Origin of the sequence: Arthrobacter sp. AG258 (assembly GCF_004364695.1) — a bacterium.
Lineage (GTDB): Bacteria > Actinomycetota > Actinomycetes > Actinomycetales > Micrococcaceae > Arthrobacter.
In genome coordinates, this window is record NZ_SOBI01000005.1 from 418,911 (window position 1) to 436,030 (window position 17,120).

A 17,120-nucleotide genomic window follows, 5' to 3' on the forward strand; every position below is an offset into this window, starting at 1 on the left:
CCCGGCCCGGCACGCCCTACCCTTGACAGGTGACATTGACTAAGACCCGCACCGCCGCCGCGAGCTCCCTCGCCGCCGCCGGCCTCCTGCTGACCCTTGCCGCCTGCTCAACGCCGGCCGCCACCCAGTCCGCTCCCTCCGCATCCGCTTCCACCTCGGCATCGGCGAGCGCCTCTGCCTCCGCCGGGCCCTGCACCGGGGTGAAGGTAGTGGTGGATTCCGCCTCCCTGAAGCAGTCCGCCGCCGACACCTCCGCCTGCGTGCCCGCGGACGGACCCACCCTGGCATCGGACGTGCTGGCCAAGGCCAACGTGAAGATCGAGGGCACCGCCAAGTACCCCACGAGCTTCGCGTGCCGCGTCAACGGCGTGCCCGCTGCGGACTTCGACATCAAGCACAAGGGCGGCACCACCCGCGAAGCGTGCGATGACAAAAACACGGTCTCTTATTGGGCCCTCTGGGTGAAGCCCGCCGCCGGCGCATGGGCCTACGCGCAGGAAGGCCTGGACACCCTCAAGCTCAGCCCCGGCGAGAGCCTTGAACTGCTCTACACCGTGGACAACGAACCGGCTGCACCCGCGGCATGACCTTCCGGCCCGCGCCGTTGCGCGCAGCAGCGGTTCTCGCTGCTGTGTTCATTGCGGCGCGGGTCCTCTACCGGGTCCTCTTTAACGGGGCGGGTATTGGAGAGCCGCTCCTGCTGGCCCTGCCGCCGCTGCGGCTTCCGGCTCCGTACGCCCACGTGGTGTTCCTGGGCCCGGTCACCGCCCCGGGGCTGTGGGCGGCGGTCCTGTCCGCGCTGCCCATTGCCGGGCTGATCCTGGGCTTCGGCCTGCTCAATGCGTGGGTGGATGTGTCCCGCGGATTCGTCCGGCTGGCCCGGGGCGGCCCGCTGCAGGGCGTGGCCCGGATGCTGGTGGTGGCGTGGGCGGCGCTCCCGGCACTCGCCGACGCTGCGGCTTCGGTGCGCCTGGCGTTCCGGTTGCGTGGCGAACGCTTTGGGCCGCGGGCCTTGGTGCCCGTCCTGGAGCGCACCCTCGAACATGCCGGCCGGGTTGCGGCGGCCCTGGAGCTGCGCGGCTTCGCGGGCCGGCCCGTACCGCCACCGGCCTCCGGAAGCGACGCGCCGCTGGTGGTCCGGGACGCGCTGTTCCGGGTGGGCGGGGCGCAGGTGCACGCGGCCGGGTTCGCGCCCGCCGGCGGATCCCTCACCGTGATCACCGGGCCCACGGGGTCCGGCAAGTCCACCGTCCTGCGCGGCATCGCGGGGTTGCTCTCCCACGTCGACGGCGGTGGCATCTCCGGCACGGTGCAGGTGGCCGGCCTTGACCGCGCTGCCGTACCGCCGCGGGACACCGCGCGCCTGATCGGCGTGGTCCTGCAGAATCCCCGCGCCGCCTTTGCCAGTACACGGGTCCGGGACGAGATTGGCCTGGCCCTGGAGCTGCGTGGCGTGGGCCGGCCGGCCGCCAAAGCCCGGGTGCTGGAGGTGGCGGAGCGGGTTGGGGTTTCGGCGCTGCTGGATCGGGATCTCAGCACCCTCTCGGCGGGTGAGGCAACGCTGGTGGCCATCGCGGCCGCCGTCGTGGACCATCCCGTCCTGCTCCTGGTGGACGAGCCGCTGGCCGACCTGGATTCCACCGCCAGGGCCCGCGTGACCGCCGTGCTCGGCAGCCTTGCGCACCACTCCGGGGTGTGCGTGATCGTGGCGGAGCACCGGGCGGAAGCGCTGGTCCCCGTCGCCGATTCCTGGTGGTCCCTTGAGGGCTGCGTGCTGGTGGCGGGTACGGCCCCAACGCCCGCGACCCTGCGTCCCTTTGTTGGTCCGGCCACGGCGCCGCCTGCCTCCGCGCCCGTGCTGGCGGCCGTAAACCTGGCCGTGTACCGCGGTGGCACGCCCCTCGTGCGGGAGGCTTCCCTGGCCCTGCATCCCGGCGAGATTGTGGCGCTGGTGGGCCCGAACGGTGCCGGGAAGTCCTCCCTCCTGGTGGCGCTGGCCCTCGGTGAGGGGACCAGCGGTTCAAGGACGGACGACGGCGGCCGGGTGGCGTTGGTGCCGGACGCCTCGGACGACCTCTTCACCAGGGACACCGTCGCCGCCGAGTTGCGGGCGGCGGAGAGGCGCCTGGCACGGGGAAAGCCGGGCCAGCCTGCGGAGCCCGGCTTTGCGGCGTCCCGGCTGGCCCTCCTGCGGGGCAACGCCAGCATGCCGATCGGGCATGAGCATCCCCGGGACCTGTCCGCCGGCGAGCGCAGGATCCTTGCCATGACGTTGCAGACCATGGACCGGCCGCAGGTGCTCCTGATTGACGAGCCCACCCGCGGGCTGGATCCCGCGGCGCGGACGGCGGTGGCTGCGGCGTTGCGGGCGGCCGCGGATGACGGCGCCGCGGTCCTGTTCGCCACCCACGATCTCGAGTTTGCGCACCGGCTTGGGGCCCGGGTCCTGCCGATGCGGGACGGGGTGGCGCCGGCCGCCGTGACAGCCGGGGCAGCCGTGACAACAGAAGCTGCCGTTCCTGCGGCACTGCCCGTGGCCTCGGCCCGGGCCGCCGGGCGCCGGCCTGACCTGCCTGCCGCGAAGCCGGCCCGCCGCCCTCGAATGCCGCGGGGCGCCGAGCCGGCCGTCCTGGCGGCAGCAAACCTGCTGGCGTTGGCGGCGTTCTGCTGGCCGCTGCTGGCCGCGGCACTGCCGCAGGATGCCGCTGCGGCCACCCCGTACGCTGCTCTGGCCATCGCACCCCTGGCGGCGGCCGCCGTCGTGGTGGCCCTGGACGGCTCGGTCCGCTCGGCACACACCGTGGCGCTGCTCGGCGTCCTCGCCGCGGTAGGTTCCGCGGTCCGGGTGGCGAGTACCGGCGTCGGCGGCGTGGAGGCCGTGTTCATCCTGCTGGTCCTGGCGGGCCGGGCGTTCGGTCCACGGTTTGGCCTGCTCCTCGGCGCCGCCACCATCGCCGTCTCCAGCGTGCTGTGGGGCGGAATCGGGCCGTGGACACCGTTCCAGATGTTCGCCTGCGCCTGGGTGGGTGCGGGAGCCGGGCTGCTCCCCCGCCGGGTGCGCGGCAGGGCAGAGCTGTGGATGCTTGCCGGGTACGGCGTGGTGGCGTCCTATGTGTTCGGCCTGCTGCTCAACCTGTGGTTCTGGCCCTTCGCCATGGGCAGCGGCACCGGGATTTCCTACGTGCCGGGCGCACCGCTGGGCACCAACCTCAGCAGCTTCCTGCTCTACTCACTGCTGACGTCGACGGCGGGCTGGGACACCCTGCGCGCCGTCACCACGGTCATCGGCATCGCCGTGGTGGGGCGCGCCGTCCTGGCCTCGCTCCGCCGGGTGAAGCCGGTGGCCGGCGGCGCTTCCGGCACGGACGGCCACGCCGCCGCGCCATCCGCTCACAGAGGGGACCGGCGCCAGCTCACACCTTGAAGTACTTGGCCTCCGGGTGGTGGAACACGAACGCATCGGTGGACTGTTCCGGGTGCAGCATGAGCTCGTCGCTCAGGACCACGCCCATGCGCTCGGGCTTCAGCAGCTCGGTGACCTTGCGGCGGTCCTCCATGTCCGGGCAGGCGGGGTAGCCCAGCGAGAACCGGGCGCCGCGGTAGTCGAGCTTGAAATACCCGGCCGTGTCCTTCGGCTCCTCGGACCCAAAGCCGAGCTCCTTGCGGATCCGGGCGTGCCAGAACTCGGCCAGCGCCTCGGTCAGCTGCATGACCAGTCCGTTGAGCTCGTAGTAGTCGCGGTACTGGTTGGCCGCGAACATCTTGGACGTGAACTCTTCGATCTTGGAGCCGGCGGTGACCAGCTGTACGGGCAGCACGTCGATCTGTCCCGATTCGCGGGACTTCACGAAGTCGGCCAGGCACAGGTGCCGGTCGCGACGCTGGCGCGGGAAATCGAAGCGCAGGCGGTCGGTGCCGATGGGACCGCCTGAACCACCGTCCGGGGCGAGCAGGCCCGCTTGGCCCAGGACGCCGTCGTGATCCTCGCCGTGGTGCAGCACCACCACCTGTTCGCCTTCGGAGACCACGGGGAAGTAGCCGTAGGCGACCGACGCGTCCAGCATGCCCTCGCCCAGGATGCGGTCCAGCCAGTAGCGCAGGCGCGGCCGGCCTTCGCGTTCCACCAGTTCTTCGTAGGAGGCGCCGTCCTCGCCGCGGCCGGGCTTGAGGCCCCACTGCCCCATGAAGGTGGCGCGCTCGTCGAGGAAGGCGGAGTAGTCGTGCAGCGAGACGCCGCGGACAATCCGGGTGCCCCAGAACGGCGGCGCAGGAACGGGGTTGTCGGTGGCGACGTCGGACCGGCCGGGCATGGCCTCGGGCTCGGTGATGGTGAACTTCGGGCCGCCCTTGTGGATGCGCTTCTTCAGCGGCGGCAGGCCCACGGAGTCCGGGTCCTCGCCGCGGGCCACGCGGACCAGCGGTTCCATGAGGGCAAGGCCCTCGAAGGCGTCCTTGGCGTACCTGACGGTGCCCTCGAACTGTTCGGCCAGGTCCTGCTCCACGTAGGCGCGGGTGAGGGCGGCGCCGCCCAGGATCACCGGCCACTTCTTGGCCAGGCCGCGGGTCTGCAGTTCGGCGAGGTTTTCCTTCATCACCACGGTGGATTTCACCAGCAGCCCGGACATGCCGATCACGTCGGCGTCGTGTTCCTCCGCGGCGGCGATGATCTCGGCGATGCCCTGCTTGATGCCGATGTTGACTACCTTGTAGCCATTGTTGGTGAGGATGATGTCCACCAGGTTCTTGCCGATGTCGTGCACGTCCCCGCGGACGGTCGCGATCACCATGGTGCCCTTGCCGGAGGAGTCGGCTTTTTCCATGTGCGGCTCAAGGAGCGCCACGGCGTTCTTCATGACCTCGGCGGACTGCAGCACGAACGGCAGCTGCATTTCGCCGGCACCGAAGCGTTCGCCCACCACTTTCATGCCCTCAAGCAGGTGGTCGTTGATGATGCCGAGCGGGGTCATGCCTTCGCTGCGGGCCAGGTCCAGGTCCTCTTCCAGGCCCTTGCCTTCGCCGTCGATGATGCGCCGTTCCAGGCGGGCGCCGGTGGGCAGGGCGGCGAGTTCGGCGGCGCGCTGGTCCTTGAGCGCTGCGGTGTCGACGCCGGCGAAGAGGTCCAGCATGCTGGCGAGGGGGTCGTAGGTGGTGTTGCCGTCGGCGTCGTATTCGCGGCGGTCGTAGACGAGGTCCAGGGCCACCTTGCGCTGCTCTTCCGGGAGGGAGGCGAGCGGGACGATTTTGGCGGCGTCGATGATGCCGCTGGTCAGGCCGGCCTGGACGGCTTCGTGCAGGAACACGGAGTTCAGGACCATGCGGGCGGCCGGGTTGAGGCCGAAGGAGACGTTGGAGACGCCGAGCGTGGTGTTGATGCCGGGGTATTTGGCGGTGATCTGGCGGATGGCCTCGATGGTTTCGATGCCGTCGCGGCGGGTTTCCTCCTGGCCGGTGGCCACGGGGAAGGTGAGGCAGTCGACGATGATGTCCTCCACCCGCATGCCCCATTCGCCCACCAGGGCGTCCACCAGGCGGGAGGCGATGGCCACCTTGCCCTCGGTGGTGCGGGCCTGGCCCTCTTCGTTGATGGTCAGGGCTATCACGGCCGTGCCGTGTTCCTTGACCAGCGGCATGATGCGGGCGAAGCGGCTGTTGGGGCCGTCGCCGTCCTCGTAATTGACGGAGTTGACCACGGGGCGGCCGCCGATGAGTTCCAGGCCTGCCTGCAGCACCGGGGGTTCGGTGGAGTCGATGACCAGCGGGAGGGTGGAGGCGGAGGCGAAGCGGCTGACAACCTCTTTGATGTCGGCGACGCCGTCGCGGCCCACGTAGTCCACGCAGACGTCCAGCAGGTGGGCGCCGACGCGGATCTGTTCGCGGGCGATGTCCACGCAGTCGTCCCAGCGTTCCTCGAGCATGGCCTGGCGGAAGGCCTTGGAGCCGTTGGCATTAGTGCGTTCGCCGATGGCCAGGTAGGCGGACTCCTGGTCGAAGTTGACGTGCTGGTAGAGGGAGGCGACGCCGGCCTCGCGCTCGGTGGGGATTCGCGCCGGTGCGTTGCTTGCCTTGGCGTCCACGGCTTTGGCGCGGAAGGGGGCAAGGCGTTCGACGACGGCGGCCATGTGCTCCGGCGTCGTACCGCAGCAGCCGCCCACCAGGCCAAGGCCGAATTCGCGCACGAATTGTTCGTGGGCGGTGGCGAGTTCGGTGGGAGTGAGCGGGTAGTGCGCGCCGTTGGCGCCGAGGATGGGCAGGCCGGCGTTGGGCATGCAGGCGATGGCCACGGAGGACTGCTTGGAGAGGTGGCGGAGGTGCTCGCTCATCTCGTCAGGGCCGGTGGCGCAGTTCAGGCCGATGGCGTCGACGCCGAGCGGTTCGAGGGCGGTGAGGGCGGCGCCGATTTCGGAGCCCATGAGCATGGTTCCGGTGGTTTCGACCGTTACCTCAACGAAGATGGGGAGCCGGACGCCGCGGTTCACGATGGCCTGCTTGCAGCCGTTGACGGCGGCCTTGGTCTGCAGGAGGTCCTGGCTGGTTTCGATGAGGAACGCGTCCGCACCGCCGTCGATGAGGCCCTCGGCCTGAAGGGCGAAGGTCTGCTTGAGGTAGTCGTAGCTGGTGTGGCCCAGGCTGGGGAGCTTGGTGCCGGGGCCCATCGAGCCGAGGACCCAGCGCATGCGGCCGTCTGTTTCTTCTGCCGCTTCGGCGCGTTCGCGGGCGATGCTGGCGCCTTTGCGGGCGAGCTCTTCGATGCGGTCGTCGATGCCGTAGTCGGAGAGGTTGGACCAGTTGGCGCCGAAGGTGTTGGTCTCGACGGCGTCGATGCCGGTGGAGAAGTAGGCGTCGTGGATATCCGCGATGACGTCCGGGCGCGTGTCGTTGAGGATCTCGTTGCAGCCCTCGAGGTTCTGGAAGTCCGTTTCGAGCTGCAGGTCCCGGCCTTGCAACATGGTGCCCATGGCGCCGTCGGCAATGACCACCCGGTGGTTTACTGCGTCCAGGAGCTCCTGGGAACGGGCGGGACGGGGGACGGACTCGATGTCCAGTGCGAAACGAGGCATTTAATCAGGTTACGTGTGGGGGCGCCGGCGTTGCGCTGTGTGTCCGGATGCTACGAGGGGGTGGCGCCTTGCGCAGGCATCTGGCCCGGGCCGCCCGAATCGTCTACATCGAAAAAATTTGGACCTAATCCTATTGTTCGACAGCTAAGGGGCAGGGCGAGCAGCACCTCATACAGTTCGTGGCATTCTGCATGCGCGTACCGCTGGTAAGTCCTCTGCTCGGCCATCGATGCGGAGCCAATGGGGATCACCACCAAGCCCCACGTGACCGTCGCCCTTCGTTCCCAGCATGCTGCTGCCTTCTGAGAGACCGGGATCTGCGACTGCTGGCCGCGGGCAAAGTTTCGTTCCTGCTCTTGTTCAGGTGGCCCCCGCCGGCGGAAAGCTGATTGAAGCCGTTCTTGCCTGTCCAAAGGGCCGCATTGCGGCTGTCAGCCGCGCATCGTAGACGGTTCCGCAGCCCAGCGGAAGGCGTTTAAACGCTATTGAAGAATCTCCCCGTCAGCCCCATGCTTACCGGAAAATCCCCGCAATTAATCTCTTTTCGACGAGGCGGTCAAAGTGCTGTACGCGGCGAAACTGTAGTCCTTCATCCCGGGCTCTGAGAAATCAAACCGCGGGGACTTTCTTTGATACTACGTCTTGCCCTCAATGGGATCTCCAGGTTTGACGACACTGTTCGCATCTCGACTCCCTCCAACCTTGCGACACCTCCGAAAGTCGAGTGTTGGGCTACAAGACGTCGGATGCGCTTCGCTGCAATTCGGGACCATAGAAACGCTACCTCGCTTCTTTGAACGTCTTAGACCTTCCCGATGCGACACCAACGAGTAGACGTCCATGAAGCATGAATGCGGCTCGTGGAGCCATGATTCAGTTTTGATAACACCGTCGCCGCTACGCCGGTGCGTTATGACGCTCATCGAGAACCTATGCAGTTAGGCTTACCTGAAAACCAGAATTTATTTAGTAGTCAGTAAAGGCGGTTAATAATGTCCGAAGTGGAAGAGCTTGCACTAGCATTTTCTGAGGCAAGAGCTACCGTCTTGGTCGGAACAGGTCTGTCAATTTCTTGCTCCGAGCACGCACCAACTGCCAGTTGGATCGGCTTCATTGAGGAGAGTATCCACTGGGCAAACGATAATATTCCAGGGGTGACTGATGCTTGGACTTCCACAGTCAAACAGAACCTGAAAGCCGCGAAGGACGAAGGTGATACTTCCTTGCTGCTGGGTGCAGCAGGCCTGGTCTCGAGCAAAATTGGAAGCCAGGGCACCCAGGCCAAAGCCAACTGGCTGGCAGCACTTATCGGAAGCCTAGACCCAAAGAGTCCGGAGTGGGCTATTGCCATTGATGGCTTAAAGTGTCCAATACTTACAACAAATTACGACACATTGATCGAAAAGAGCACCGGAAGACTATCCGCAGACTGGTCAGAACCCATCGAACTCCAGCGTGTCATAAGCCGTCAATCCACAGCAGTAGGCCATTTGCACGGAGTTTGGACTAGGGAAGAGTCTGTTGTTCTAAGCGAGGGCGACTACCAGCGAGCTCTTAGCTCCGCACCTTTGCAGGCTCTGCAGCAAGCTGCTTCTTCAGTACGTTCACTGGTCTACATTGGGGTTGGTGAAGGCCTTGGAGACCCAAACTTCTCGCGGCTCTTGGCATGGCACAGACAGACTTTCTCGCCCTCTGCTGTCACCCACTTCCGCCTCTGTCGGGAGTCTGAACTTGCCCACCTGCGCAAGGTCCACTCAGCGGACAACATCACCCCTATCTCCTACGGCGCGGACTTCACGGACTTGCCGAAGTTCCTAGCAAAATTTCACCCGCAGACCGGATCGCCGGCCCTGGTACAAAACAGGGTCGAACTAGCCAGAGACCTCCTGGCAGAGCGTGTGCGTAGTCTTACTATTTTGTGTGAAAACGTACAGGACATAGATGAACGAACCATCGATCAACTGGTAGCTCCTCCTGTGCTGCAACCACTCTCGTCCGAACAGGAACGCGCGGCTCAGACATCGCAACTCACTGATAAGCGACAGGTAGAAAGGTCCGATCCGTATGGGGTTGCCACTCAGTCTGGGGTAACAATAATCGCCGGACACGACGGCTCGGGAAGGACCACTGCGCTCTACTGGCTACTTGAGGAGGCGTCTAAGTCGTCAGGGGCTATGCCACTACTGGTCGGGGCGAAGGACTTGCACAAAGGCGGACGGCCTCTAGTGAACGCTTTGAAAGATAAGTCCCGTGAGGCAGGCTTCCCAATCAAGCGCAACGATCCTTTCCCCAAGCTCATCATTGGGATTGATGATTTATCACCCTACAACACCACCATTTGCCAGCAAACCATCAAGGACATTAAAAGCCTCGATGGATCATCCGTTTTTATAACATGCCAAGAGGGTTACGAAGCTGAACTCGCAAGGCAGCTACTCGATTATGGCATTAAGACCGAGATGCAATACATTGGCGAGCTGTGGCGCTCCGACATTCGGCAGCTACTTGACCTGGTTTCCCCAACGCGATCGAAAACCATAGAAGACAATGTGGTTAGCATTCTCCAGCAGCATCATCTTCCACGTACGCCGTTCACGGTCTCACTGCTTATCTCGGTGCTCCTGGGTGGCAAAATTGTTCCCGCAAATAGCTCTCATACCACGTTACTTGATTTGTATCTAGACCAACTAATCGGCCGAGGTGACTTCGAGGAAGATTCTAGATGGGGAATGGATTCCGATCTACGTTCAGCTGTTCTCGCCGATTTGGCGACATTTTTTGTTGAAAAAGAGTCCGGCCTTATCCTTGAGGCCGAGGCGGCGACACGCGTTGCATCATTCTTCTCAGCACGCGGCATTCCCGAGTCAGCGGTCTCACTTTTGCATGAACTTCGCGACCGCAAGGTTTTACAATACGAACAAGGTCATATTTCTTTTTCGCACAGTAGCTACTTATATGTATTTGCAGCAAAAGCCGCAGCCAGAGATGGCGGCCTCAGAGACCATATGCTTGGAAACCCTCTTCTGTATGCTCCAATACTAAAACATTACCCGTCCCTTGAACGTGCGGATAGGCAGTTTCTTTTATCTTTAGAGTCTTTCTTCAAGGATCTCGATGCAACCGTTCAATCAAACCGGAGTCTTCATGTTCGAGTAAGCAAAGTTGACGCACCTGAAAATCTTGATGAAAACTTCTTGGATTTTCCTGAACATGCTGCGACGCCCGAGGCAAACGACTCTCAGGGCAAGGATGAGGATGTCGACGACCTCGATATGTTCCCGCGTCGAGACCCACAAATCGCTTTGCTTGCACTACCTGATGACCTACCGGCGTTCCACAAGTATTCAATCGGACTAGATCTCGTATCTACGGCATTACGCGACTCTGTACTTATCGCAGATCCCGTATTGAAGGCGCGCGTCCTTAGTGCAGTCCTGGTGGGGTGGGGAAAGCTAGGTTCGGTTTTCGTGGAGGATCCTGAACTTGTGATAGCTGTGGAGCGAACTCTGACGCAAGTCGCCGACACAATCGAAGTGCCAGCCGAAAAAAGGGAAGCACTCGTACGTATGCTTGCTGGGATTACCCCAGTGCTGCTCATCGCTGCTGGTATATCGAGTTCTCTAAGTACTACTCGTCTGGTCGCTGCTCTCAATGACGCACTTAAGGATGAAAACCTAGTTGCAAACCCTGATGCGGCTATTGCCACCGCATTATTTCTCCTTGATGTTCAAGCGCCAGGATGGGTCCGTGACCTTGAGAATGTCACGGAACAACATAGGGATTTGAAAATCATGGCCGAATCGATAAGAATGCTTGCCTTGGCGGCGTATTTGACCAAACATGGGCGTGTTGATGATGCACATCGGCTTGGTCGACTTATATCAGACCTAGAGTCCCGCCGAATCAGCTTCAAGAGGGACGCTGAACGTCAGTTCTACCGCGGGCAATTTGAGCAGAAAATTGCCGCAATTAGAACCGATCCGCGGTTCCGCGAACTGGAGTAGTTGCTGCCCGCTGATCCTCAGTAATCTGCATTGACGAAAGTTTGGCTCAGGACGTTCTTGGCTCGTATTTGTCCTCATGGCAACATGGGAACCGGCTCAGTCGCTTTGGAAGCAGGCGCTTACGTGCCCTCCGGCTAAGGTCGGAGGGCACGCACCAAATGGATGTCAATTTCTGAGCTCGAAGCGTGCAAGTACAGTAATTGTTTCGGAGCAGAGAGCTGGCAAGGTCTTTCAACAATAGATTTGCCTGTCCGTGCAGTCCAAATGCCTTTCCATATAACGCGCAACAGAGAACTTCTGCGAGCGCTTTGCCTATAGAAGGCTTGGGAATTAGTTCGAAGCGCTGATTGGACGCACCGGCTACTAGCCCTTCCCGGGCGCCCAGCCCAAGGCCGGCCCGAGCTTCCCCGCCATGTCCGTCAGGATCTGCACGTAGTCCTCGTGGTCGAAGCTGAAGGGCAGGGCGAAAGCCACTTCGTCCACTTCCTGGAACCCGGCGTGCGCGTAGAGCTGCTCGGCGATCTCATCGCTGGTGCCGATCAGGTCGCGCGCGAACATCATGCCCCTCGGCCCCTGCGGAGCTGCAGTGCGCGGCGTGCGTTCGTCGACGTATCGCTGGTATTTCTCTCGCTGGGCCGGCGATGCCGAGTCGGTTGGGATCACCACCAGTCCCTGCGAGACACGCGCCCCGGCATGCCCCGCCAAAACAGCAGCTTCCCGGAATGCCCGGATCTGCGACTGCTGGACCAGCGCGAAGTCCGGTTCCTGGTCCTTATCCGGGAAGATCACGCTGCTGGACAGCAGGTTGAACCCATTTGAACCGGCTGACACGGCTGACTTCGTGCTACCGGCCCCGTACCAAAGTCGGTCCCGCAGCCCAGGAGAGTGCGGCTCCACGCGGTTGGAGAACTCCTCCACCACACCCTGCTTGCCGGAAAATTCACGCACCGGCTCCCCCGCAATCAACCGAGCAAACCGCTCCACCCGCGCGTAACTGAAGTCCTCCACGTCAGCAGTGTCCGGGTACAGCTCATGCTTCACGGTGTCGTACTGCATCGGTTCGCCCACGCTTACGCCGGGGTTGATCCGTCCACCGGCGAGCAGGTCAACAGTGGCTAGGTCCTCCGCCAGGCGCAGCGGGTTCTCCCAGCCCAGCGGCGTCACTGCAGTTCCAAGCTCAATCCGCGAGGTGCGCTGGCTCGCGGCAGCCATCACGGCCACCGGCGAAGAGATGCCGAACTGCAGGTGCCGGTGGCGCAGCCAGGCACTGTCGAACCCCAGCCGCTCCCCCAGCTCAATGATCTGCAACGTGGACTCGTGGCCCGCAGCCGGGTTTGCCGGATCAAACAAACCAATGGTGAGGAACCCCAGCTTGCGCAAGGGACGGTCGGGGTGCGGCATCGGCTTCCTTCCGGAGCAGGCTACGTGGCTGGTTTCAGACTAGGCGGCAGGTCCTCACATAAACGAACAATCATTGACGCACATGACGGCAATGTGGTTAGGCTCACCACGGGCAGGCGACGGCGCCGCCACAGGAGGAATACATGTCACTGCAGGAAATCGAATTCACGTCCGCCAACGGCCGCGACACCATCCAGGCCTGGGTCTACGAACCCATCGGCCAGCCCAAGGCAATTGTGCAGCTGGTCCACGGGCTCGGCGAGCACTCCCGCCGCTACCTCCACCTCATCTCCACCCTGGTGGACACGGGATTCATCGTGGTGGCAGGTGACCACGCCGGGCACGGCCGCACCGCCATGCAGCAGGGCACCTGGGGTGACGCCGGCGAGGACGCCGCCAAGGTGGTGGTCGCGGACGAGGTCACGCTCCAGGCCAAAGCCAGGGCGGCGCTCCCCCCGCTTCCCTACGTGGTGTTCGGCCACAGCTGGGGCTCCATGATCGCGCGCGGCATGGCCGTGGACCCACAGGCTCAGCTGTCCGGCTTGATCCTGTGCGGCATCGCCGCCCAAATGCGCGGCATCGAAACTACGATCAACCGGCCGGAACTGGCGCGGCTTGCCTCCGGCGCCGGCGCGGCGGAGGCCGCACCGCAGGACCTCGTGGGCCAGCTGTTCGATGGTTTCCTGGGCCGCTTCGGCGACAATCCCGGCCCCACGGCCTGGGTGGCGCTGGACGCCGACGTCGTGGCCGACCACGCCAGGGACCCCTTCAACAACTTCGGCGCACCCCTGAGCGCCCGGTTCCTGCAGGGCTTCGTTGACCTCTACGACCACGTCAATTCCGACGACTGGTACAAACAGCTCCCCGCGGACCTCCCCGTCCTCATCCTCGCCGGCGACCAGGACCCCGTGACCAACTACGGCGAAGGCGCCTACCACGTGGCCAACCGCCTCACCGATTCGGGACACGCGGACGTCCGCACCCGCGTCTTCCCCGGCGTCCGGCACGAGGTGCACAACGAACCCACCACCCGCGCCGAAACCGAGCGCGAGACGGTCGAATTCATCCAGCGCGTCACCCAGCGGCAGGATTCCCCAGCCCCGTAGGCAGCAGGCTGGCCGCCCCGGAAGAAAGCACCCCTGCGGAAAGGTACGACGACGGCACCCGCCCGCCGCCGTCGTCGAACCTTCCAGCCAAGGCAGTCCGGTACGTCAGGCCTGCCGTGCCTTCCCCGGCCAGCGGGGCAGCCGTGAAAAGGTGGGCCCCGCGGGCGCCGGAATCCTGGCAGGGTCGGCGCCCGGCCGCCGTCGTCGCAGCTCCAACGCCAGCGCCTCTTGCCCACGCGCCATCGCCCACCGGTGGTTCGCGGCAAAGGCCGGCTTGAGCAGCCAACTCAGCCGCCGCAGCAGCGGTTTCGCGGCGCCGACCCGCCACTCATAGGTGACCACCGTTTCGGGCCCGTCCTGCTCAAAGGTCCAGCGGCCGGCGCCGTTGAGGTCGCCCCGGGCCGAGATGGCGAATCCGTGTTCCGTGACGGGCTCGGTGACGGTGAGCTGCCACGTGAGCGTGTACGGCAGCCAGCCTTTGGTGTGGAGGAAGAACGCCTTCCCGGTGCCGTCCGGATTGCCCGGATCCAGCTGCTCAACAGTCAGATACACCGACGGCCACCAGCGGGGAAGCGTGCCGGCATCGCCCAGGATGTCCGTGACCTCCCGCGGGGTTCCTGCCACCCGCCAGACAGTCAGGAATTCGTAGTCAGTGCTGCTGGTCGAAGTGCCGGCCATAGGTGCCTCCACGGCGAGGATGAATAGGCGGCCCACAGTACTCACGCCGCCGTTTGCGGTCAACGGGCGGCCGTGCGCTGCTGCCTACTGGCGCACCGGCCGGGACCTGTACACGTGGCCCGGGACCAAGGGCGTTCCCTCGAAGAGCTGCGGGACGGACACCAGCTGGTAGCCCTGGGCCTGCAGCGTGGACATCAGCTCCTGTTGCCCGGCGATCGTTGTCGGCTGCACGTCATGCATGAGCACCACCGCGCCGGGCGTGACCTCCTTGAGCACTTTGGGCACGAACACTGCCGGGTTCTTGCTCTGCCAGTCCAGTGAGTCCACGGCCCAGATAATGAGCGGCTTGCCCACAGCGCCCTGCACCGCGGCATCGGCCGCGCCGTAGGGCGGCCGCATCATGGCCGGTGTGGAGCCGGTCGCGGCCAGGATGGCGGCATCCGTACGCTCCATCTCCTTCTTGACTGCGGGGGTGGGCAGCTTGGTCAGGTAAGGGTGGCTGAACGTGTGGTTGCCGATCGCGAAGCCGGCGTCGGCCACCTGCTTCGCGGTTGCCGGGTTGGCGGCCGTATTGGAGCCTGTCATGAAGAACGTGGCCTGGGCTTTCCGCTCTGCCAGGATGGCCAAAAGCTGCGGCGTGGTGCGGGCGTCCGGCCCGTCATCGTACGTCAAGGCGGCGCACGGGACGATGTCGCAGTTCACGTGCCTGGCTGCCGGTGCTGTCGCGGGACGCGGGACGGCGGCGGCGTTCAGCTGCCCCAGGACCTGCCGGCCGTAGTCGCTGAGCACCGCCCCGGCATCGGCGGCGTTCATGGTCAAGGTCACGTTGCCCCCGGGGTTTCCCGGAACCTCCGCGGACACCGCCAGCTCCCCGGACGGTTTCAGGACCAGGTCGCCTACCGGGATGTCCTGCCGGACGGGGGTGGCGATCTGCGCTGGAACGCCCACCATGCGCGACTGGATGCCCGGAACCGCCTCCGGCCGCATCAGCTCCGCGCCGCCACGGACAGCCCCGGAAACCGTGTCAACATAGACGGTTTCGGATCGCTCGGAGACGGTCCCGCCCGTCCCGGAAGTCCGCACTTTTTGGCGGACAACTATCACTGTTCCCGCAGCCTGAACGGGCGCCGCGGACACCGTCAGCTCCTGGCCCGCGGGCTGCTGTGCGTTCAGCGCCATCGCGGGCCGGTACCGGCCGCCCGCCGGGGCAGCGGCATCGAGGAGTCCCAGCAGCCAGGAGTCAACGTGCGTGTTCAACCCCGGCACCCCGTCAACGTAGGTCCAGGACGCATGCACGTGGTGCTCACCCACGTGGGCCGTCAAGGCCATCCCGTACCCGCCGGGCACCTCCACCGGCCCGTCCAGCGCATCAGAGAGCGGCTGGGGCAACGCCACGGTCTCCGGTTGACTGGAAACTCGTTCGTGGGCGTGCAATGCCGGGTACGGCGCACCGGACATGCTGTCACCACCGCAGAGGAGCGCCGCCACGCAAATCGCCGCCAGGAGGACATGCAGGCAGGCGGCAGCTACGCTCCCGCGGGTGCGCCCCATCCCCAGCCCCATCGATCCGCACGCTCCTCAGGTGTTGACCCTTCGATTGTCCCTTACTGAAGAGCCCGGATGGTGAAACCGGGGGGGCGTTGCCTGGACCTGGGAAGCGCCGGCGCGCTAGATGGTCACGTTGAGCCCCGCCGTGTAGCCGGCCGCCGCCGAGCCGGTCATGGTCGCCAGCTGGTAGATGCCGCCGTCGTCCCCGAACACGTTGTCCGACTGCAGGGTGATGCGGGCCATGTTGGTGACGCTCTTTTCGTATCCGGAGGTGGCATAGACGTCGTCGCAGGCCGCCTTGGGCAGGGCGATCTGGGAGACGGCCAGCACCTGTCCGGCAGCGGTGGCATTGTTCATGGACTCGAAGACCTCAAAGTGGATGTGCGGCCAGCGCCCGGAGTAGGCGGCCGGGAAAATGGACGTAAAGGTGACCTGCCCGTTGGCATCCGCTTCCTGCACGCCGCGGAGGTAGTTCTCGTTCTTCAGGCTGGAGTCGTACATCGAGTACTTCCCGTCCCGGTCACAGTGCCAGGCGTACACCGCGGCGCCGGCCATCGGGGTGCAGCCGTTGGCGTTGTCCAGCAGGGTGAGCGTGAACGTCAGAGGCACACCCTCCGCCGTCGCTGACGCGCTGCCGAAGCTTGAGGTGATGTCCCGGCGCACCACGCCGGAGGCTTCCAGGACGTTCGGCCCGTTGGAGCCGTCGCCTGGGTAGGGGCCCGCCGTTTCCTCCGGCATCTCCACGCCGCATTCGGCGATGGCCCGCGTCAGCGTTGGCGTGGCCGAGGCGGCAGCGGAGCCCGTGGATGCTGCGGCGGAACCTGAGGACGCCGCCGAGGAAGTGGCTGACGTCGTAGCCGACGACGTGGATCCCGTGGTTCCGGCAGGGGTGCAGGCGGCGAGCGCGGCGGCCGCCCCGCCTGCACCCAGGAACAGCCCCAGGGTGCGGCGGCTCATCAGTGTGGTCAGATCGAACTCCAGCCCGCGGTCATGGTTGGGATGGGGCTGGTCGATGTCGGGCTGATCGGGTGTGCGTGAAGTGGTCATGGTCCAAGGAAACCGCATGCGGCTATGCCGGGGGCTGGTGGTATCTGTGCCCTTGCTGTGCGTCCTGGCAGGCTTCATGCTGCCGGAGCCTGCCCCACGGAAGGCTCGACGACGGCACCCACCCCGCCGCCGTCGTCGTCCGTTCCAGCAAAAGCAGCCCGGCGCACGAGGTGCCGGAAAAAGCGAGGCGGGGCAGGCCCTTGGGAGCCTGCCCCGCCTCTTTGCACCGGCTGATGACCTGCGCCCGACTTTCGGGTTTCCTGTTGCGATGGAGTATG

9 protein-coding genes are annotated in these 17,120 nt (G+C 65.0%); 4 read left to right on the forward strand and 5 right to left on the reverse strand.

What is annotated here, in order from left to right; genetic code table 11:
- Positions 1–29: 29 nt before the first annotated feature.
- Both DFO47_RS13400 and DFO47_RS13405 read left to right on the forward strand, forming a co-directional pair.
- Positions 30–587, forward strand: a complete 558-nt coding sequence (locus tag DFO47_RS13400) for a hypothetical protein (RefSeq protein ID WP_166651717.1) — start codon at positions 30–32, stop codon at positions 585–587.
- Positions 584–3,424 (forward strand): ATP-binding cassette domain-containing protein, encoded by a 2,841-nt coding sequence (locus DFO47_RS13405; RefSeq protein ID WP_133831937.1) that lies wholly within the window; start codon positions 584–586, stop codon positions 3,422–3,424. Before DFO47_RS13400 ends, DFO47_RS13405 begins: the two co-directional genes overlap by 4 nt.
- On the opposite strand, the gene metH is transcribed toward DFO47_RS13405, so the two are convergent.
- On the reverse strand, positions 3,414–7,058 hold the full coding sequence (gene metH, locus DFO47_RS13410) for a methionine synthase (protein WP_133831938.1): 3,645 nt from the start codon (positions 7,056–7,058) through the stop codon (positions 3,414–3,416). The two genes, DFO47_RS13405 and metH, sit on opposite strands and share 11 nt — an antisense overlap.
- Before the next feature lie 1,001 nt (positions 7,059–8,059).
- Here metH and DFO47_RS13415 point away from each other — a divergent pair.
- Positions 8,060–11,062: an SIR2 family protein gene (locus DFO47_RS13415; RefSeq protein WP_166651718.1), complete on the forward strand. Its 3,003-nt coding sequence runs from the start codon at positions 8,060–8,062 to the stop codon at positions 11,060–11,062.
- Between the two features lie 363 nt (positions 11,063–11,425).
- Here DFO47_RS13415 and DFO47_RS13420 read toward each other — a convergent pair whose 3' ends face one another.
- Positions 11,426–12,463, reverse strand: a complete 1,038-nt coding sequence (locus DFO47_RS13420) for an LLM class flavin-dependent oxidoreductase (RefSeq protein ID WP_133831940.1) — start codon at positions 12,461–12,463, stop codon at positions 11,426–11,428.
- A gap of 143 nt (positions 12,464–12,606) precedes the next feature.
- On the opposite strand from DFO47_RS13420, the gene DFO47_RS13425 reads away from it, so the two are divergent.
- Complete coding sequence (locus DFO47_RS13425) at positions 12,607–13,569, forward strand: alpha/beta fold hydrolase (RefSeq protein ID WP_133831941.1); 963 nt, start codon at positions 12,607–12,609, stop codon at positions 13,567–13,569.
- 105 nt (positions 13,570–13,674) lie between these two features.
- Here DFO47_RS13425 and DFO47_RS13430 read toward each other — a convergent pair whose 3' ends face one another.
- From DFO47_RS13430 to DFO47_RS13440, 3 genes are all read right to left on the reverse strand, one after another.
- On the reverse strand, positions 13,675–14,247 hold the full coding sequence (locus DFO47_RS13430) for an SRPBCC family protein (RefSeq protein ID WP_133831942.1): 573 nt from the start codon (positions 14,245–14,247) through the stop codon (positions 13,675–13,677).
- Positions 14,248–14,331: 84 nt separating this feature from the next.
- A complete protein-coding gene (locus DFO47_RS13435) occupies positions 14,332–15,798 on the reverse strand; it encodes a polysaccharide deacetylase family protein (RefSeq protein WP_243835475.1) in 1,467 nt (488 codons plus the stop codon).
- Between the two features lie 117 nt (positions 15,799–15,915).
- Entirely contained in the window at positions 15,916–16,842 is a 927-nt protein-coding gene (locus tag DFO47_RS13440) for an intradiol ring-cleavage dioxygenase (protein ID WP_243835476.1), read from the reverse strand.
- Positions 16,843–17,120: the final 278 nt, after the last annotated feature.

Excerpts from the sequence above, each read along its gene's own strand:
- DFO47_RS13405 (WP_133831937.1), top strand. The coding sequence starts at position 584 with ATGACCTTCCGGCCCGCGCCGTTGCGCGCAGCAGCGGTTCTCGCTGCT.
- metH (WP_133831938.1), bottom strand. The coding sequence starts at position 7,058 with ATGCCTCGTTTCGCACTGGACATCGAGTCCGTCCCCCGTCCCGCCCGT.
- DFO47_RS13420 (WP_133831940.1), bottom strand. The coding sequence starts at position 12,463 with ATGCCGCACCCCGACCGTCCCTTGCGCAAGCTGGGGTTCCTCACCATT.
- DFO47_RS13425 (WP_133831941.1), top strand. The coding sequence starts at position 12,607 with ATGTCACTGCAGGAAATCGAATTCACGTCCGCCAACGGCCGCGACACC.
- DFO47_RS13430 (WP_133831942.1), bottom strand. The coding sequence starts at position 14,247 with ATGGCCGGCACTTCGACCAGCAGCACTGACTACGAATTCCTGACTGTC.
- DFO47_RS13435 (WP_243835475.1), bottom strand. The coding sequence starts at position 15,798 with ATGGGGCGCACCCGCGGGAGCGTAGCTGCCGCCTGCCTGCATGTCCTC.
- DFO47_RS13440 (WP_243835476.1), bottom strand. The coding sequence starts at position 16,842 with ATGACCACTTCACGCACACCCGATCAGCCCGACATCGACCAGCCCCAT.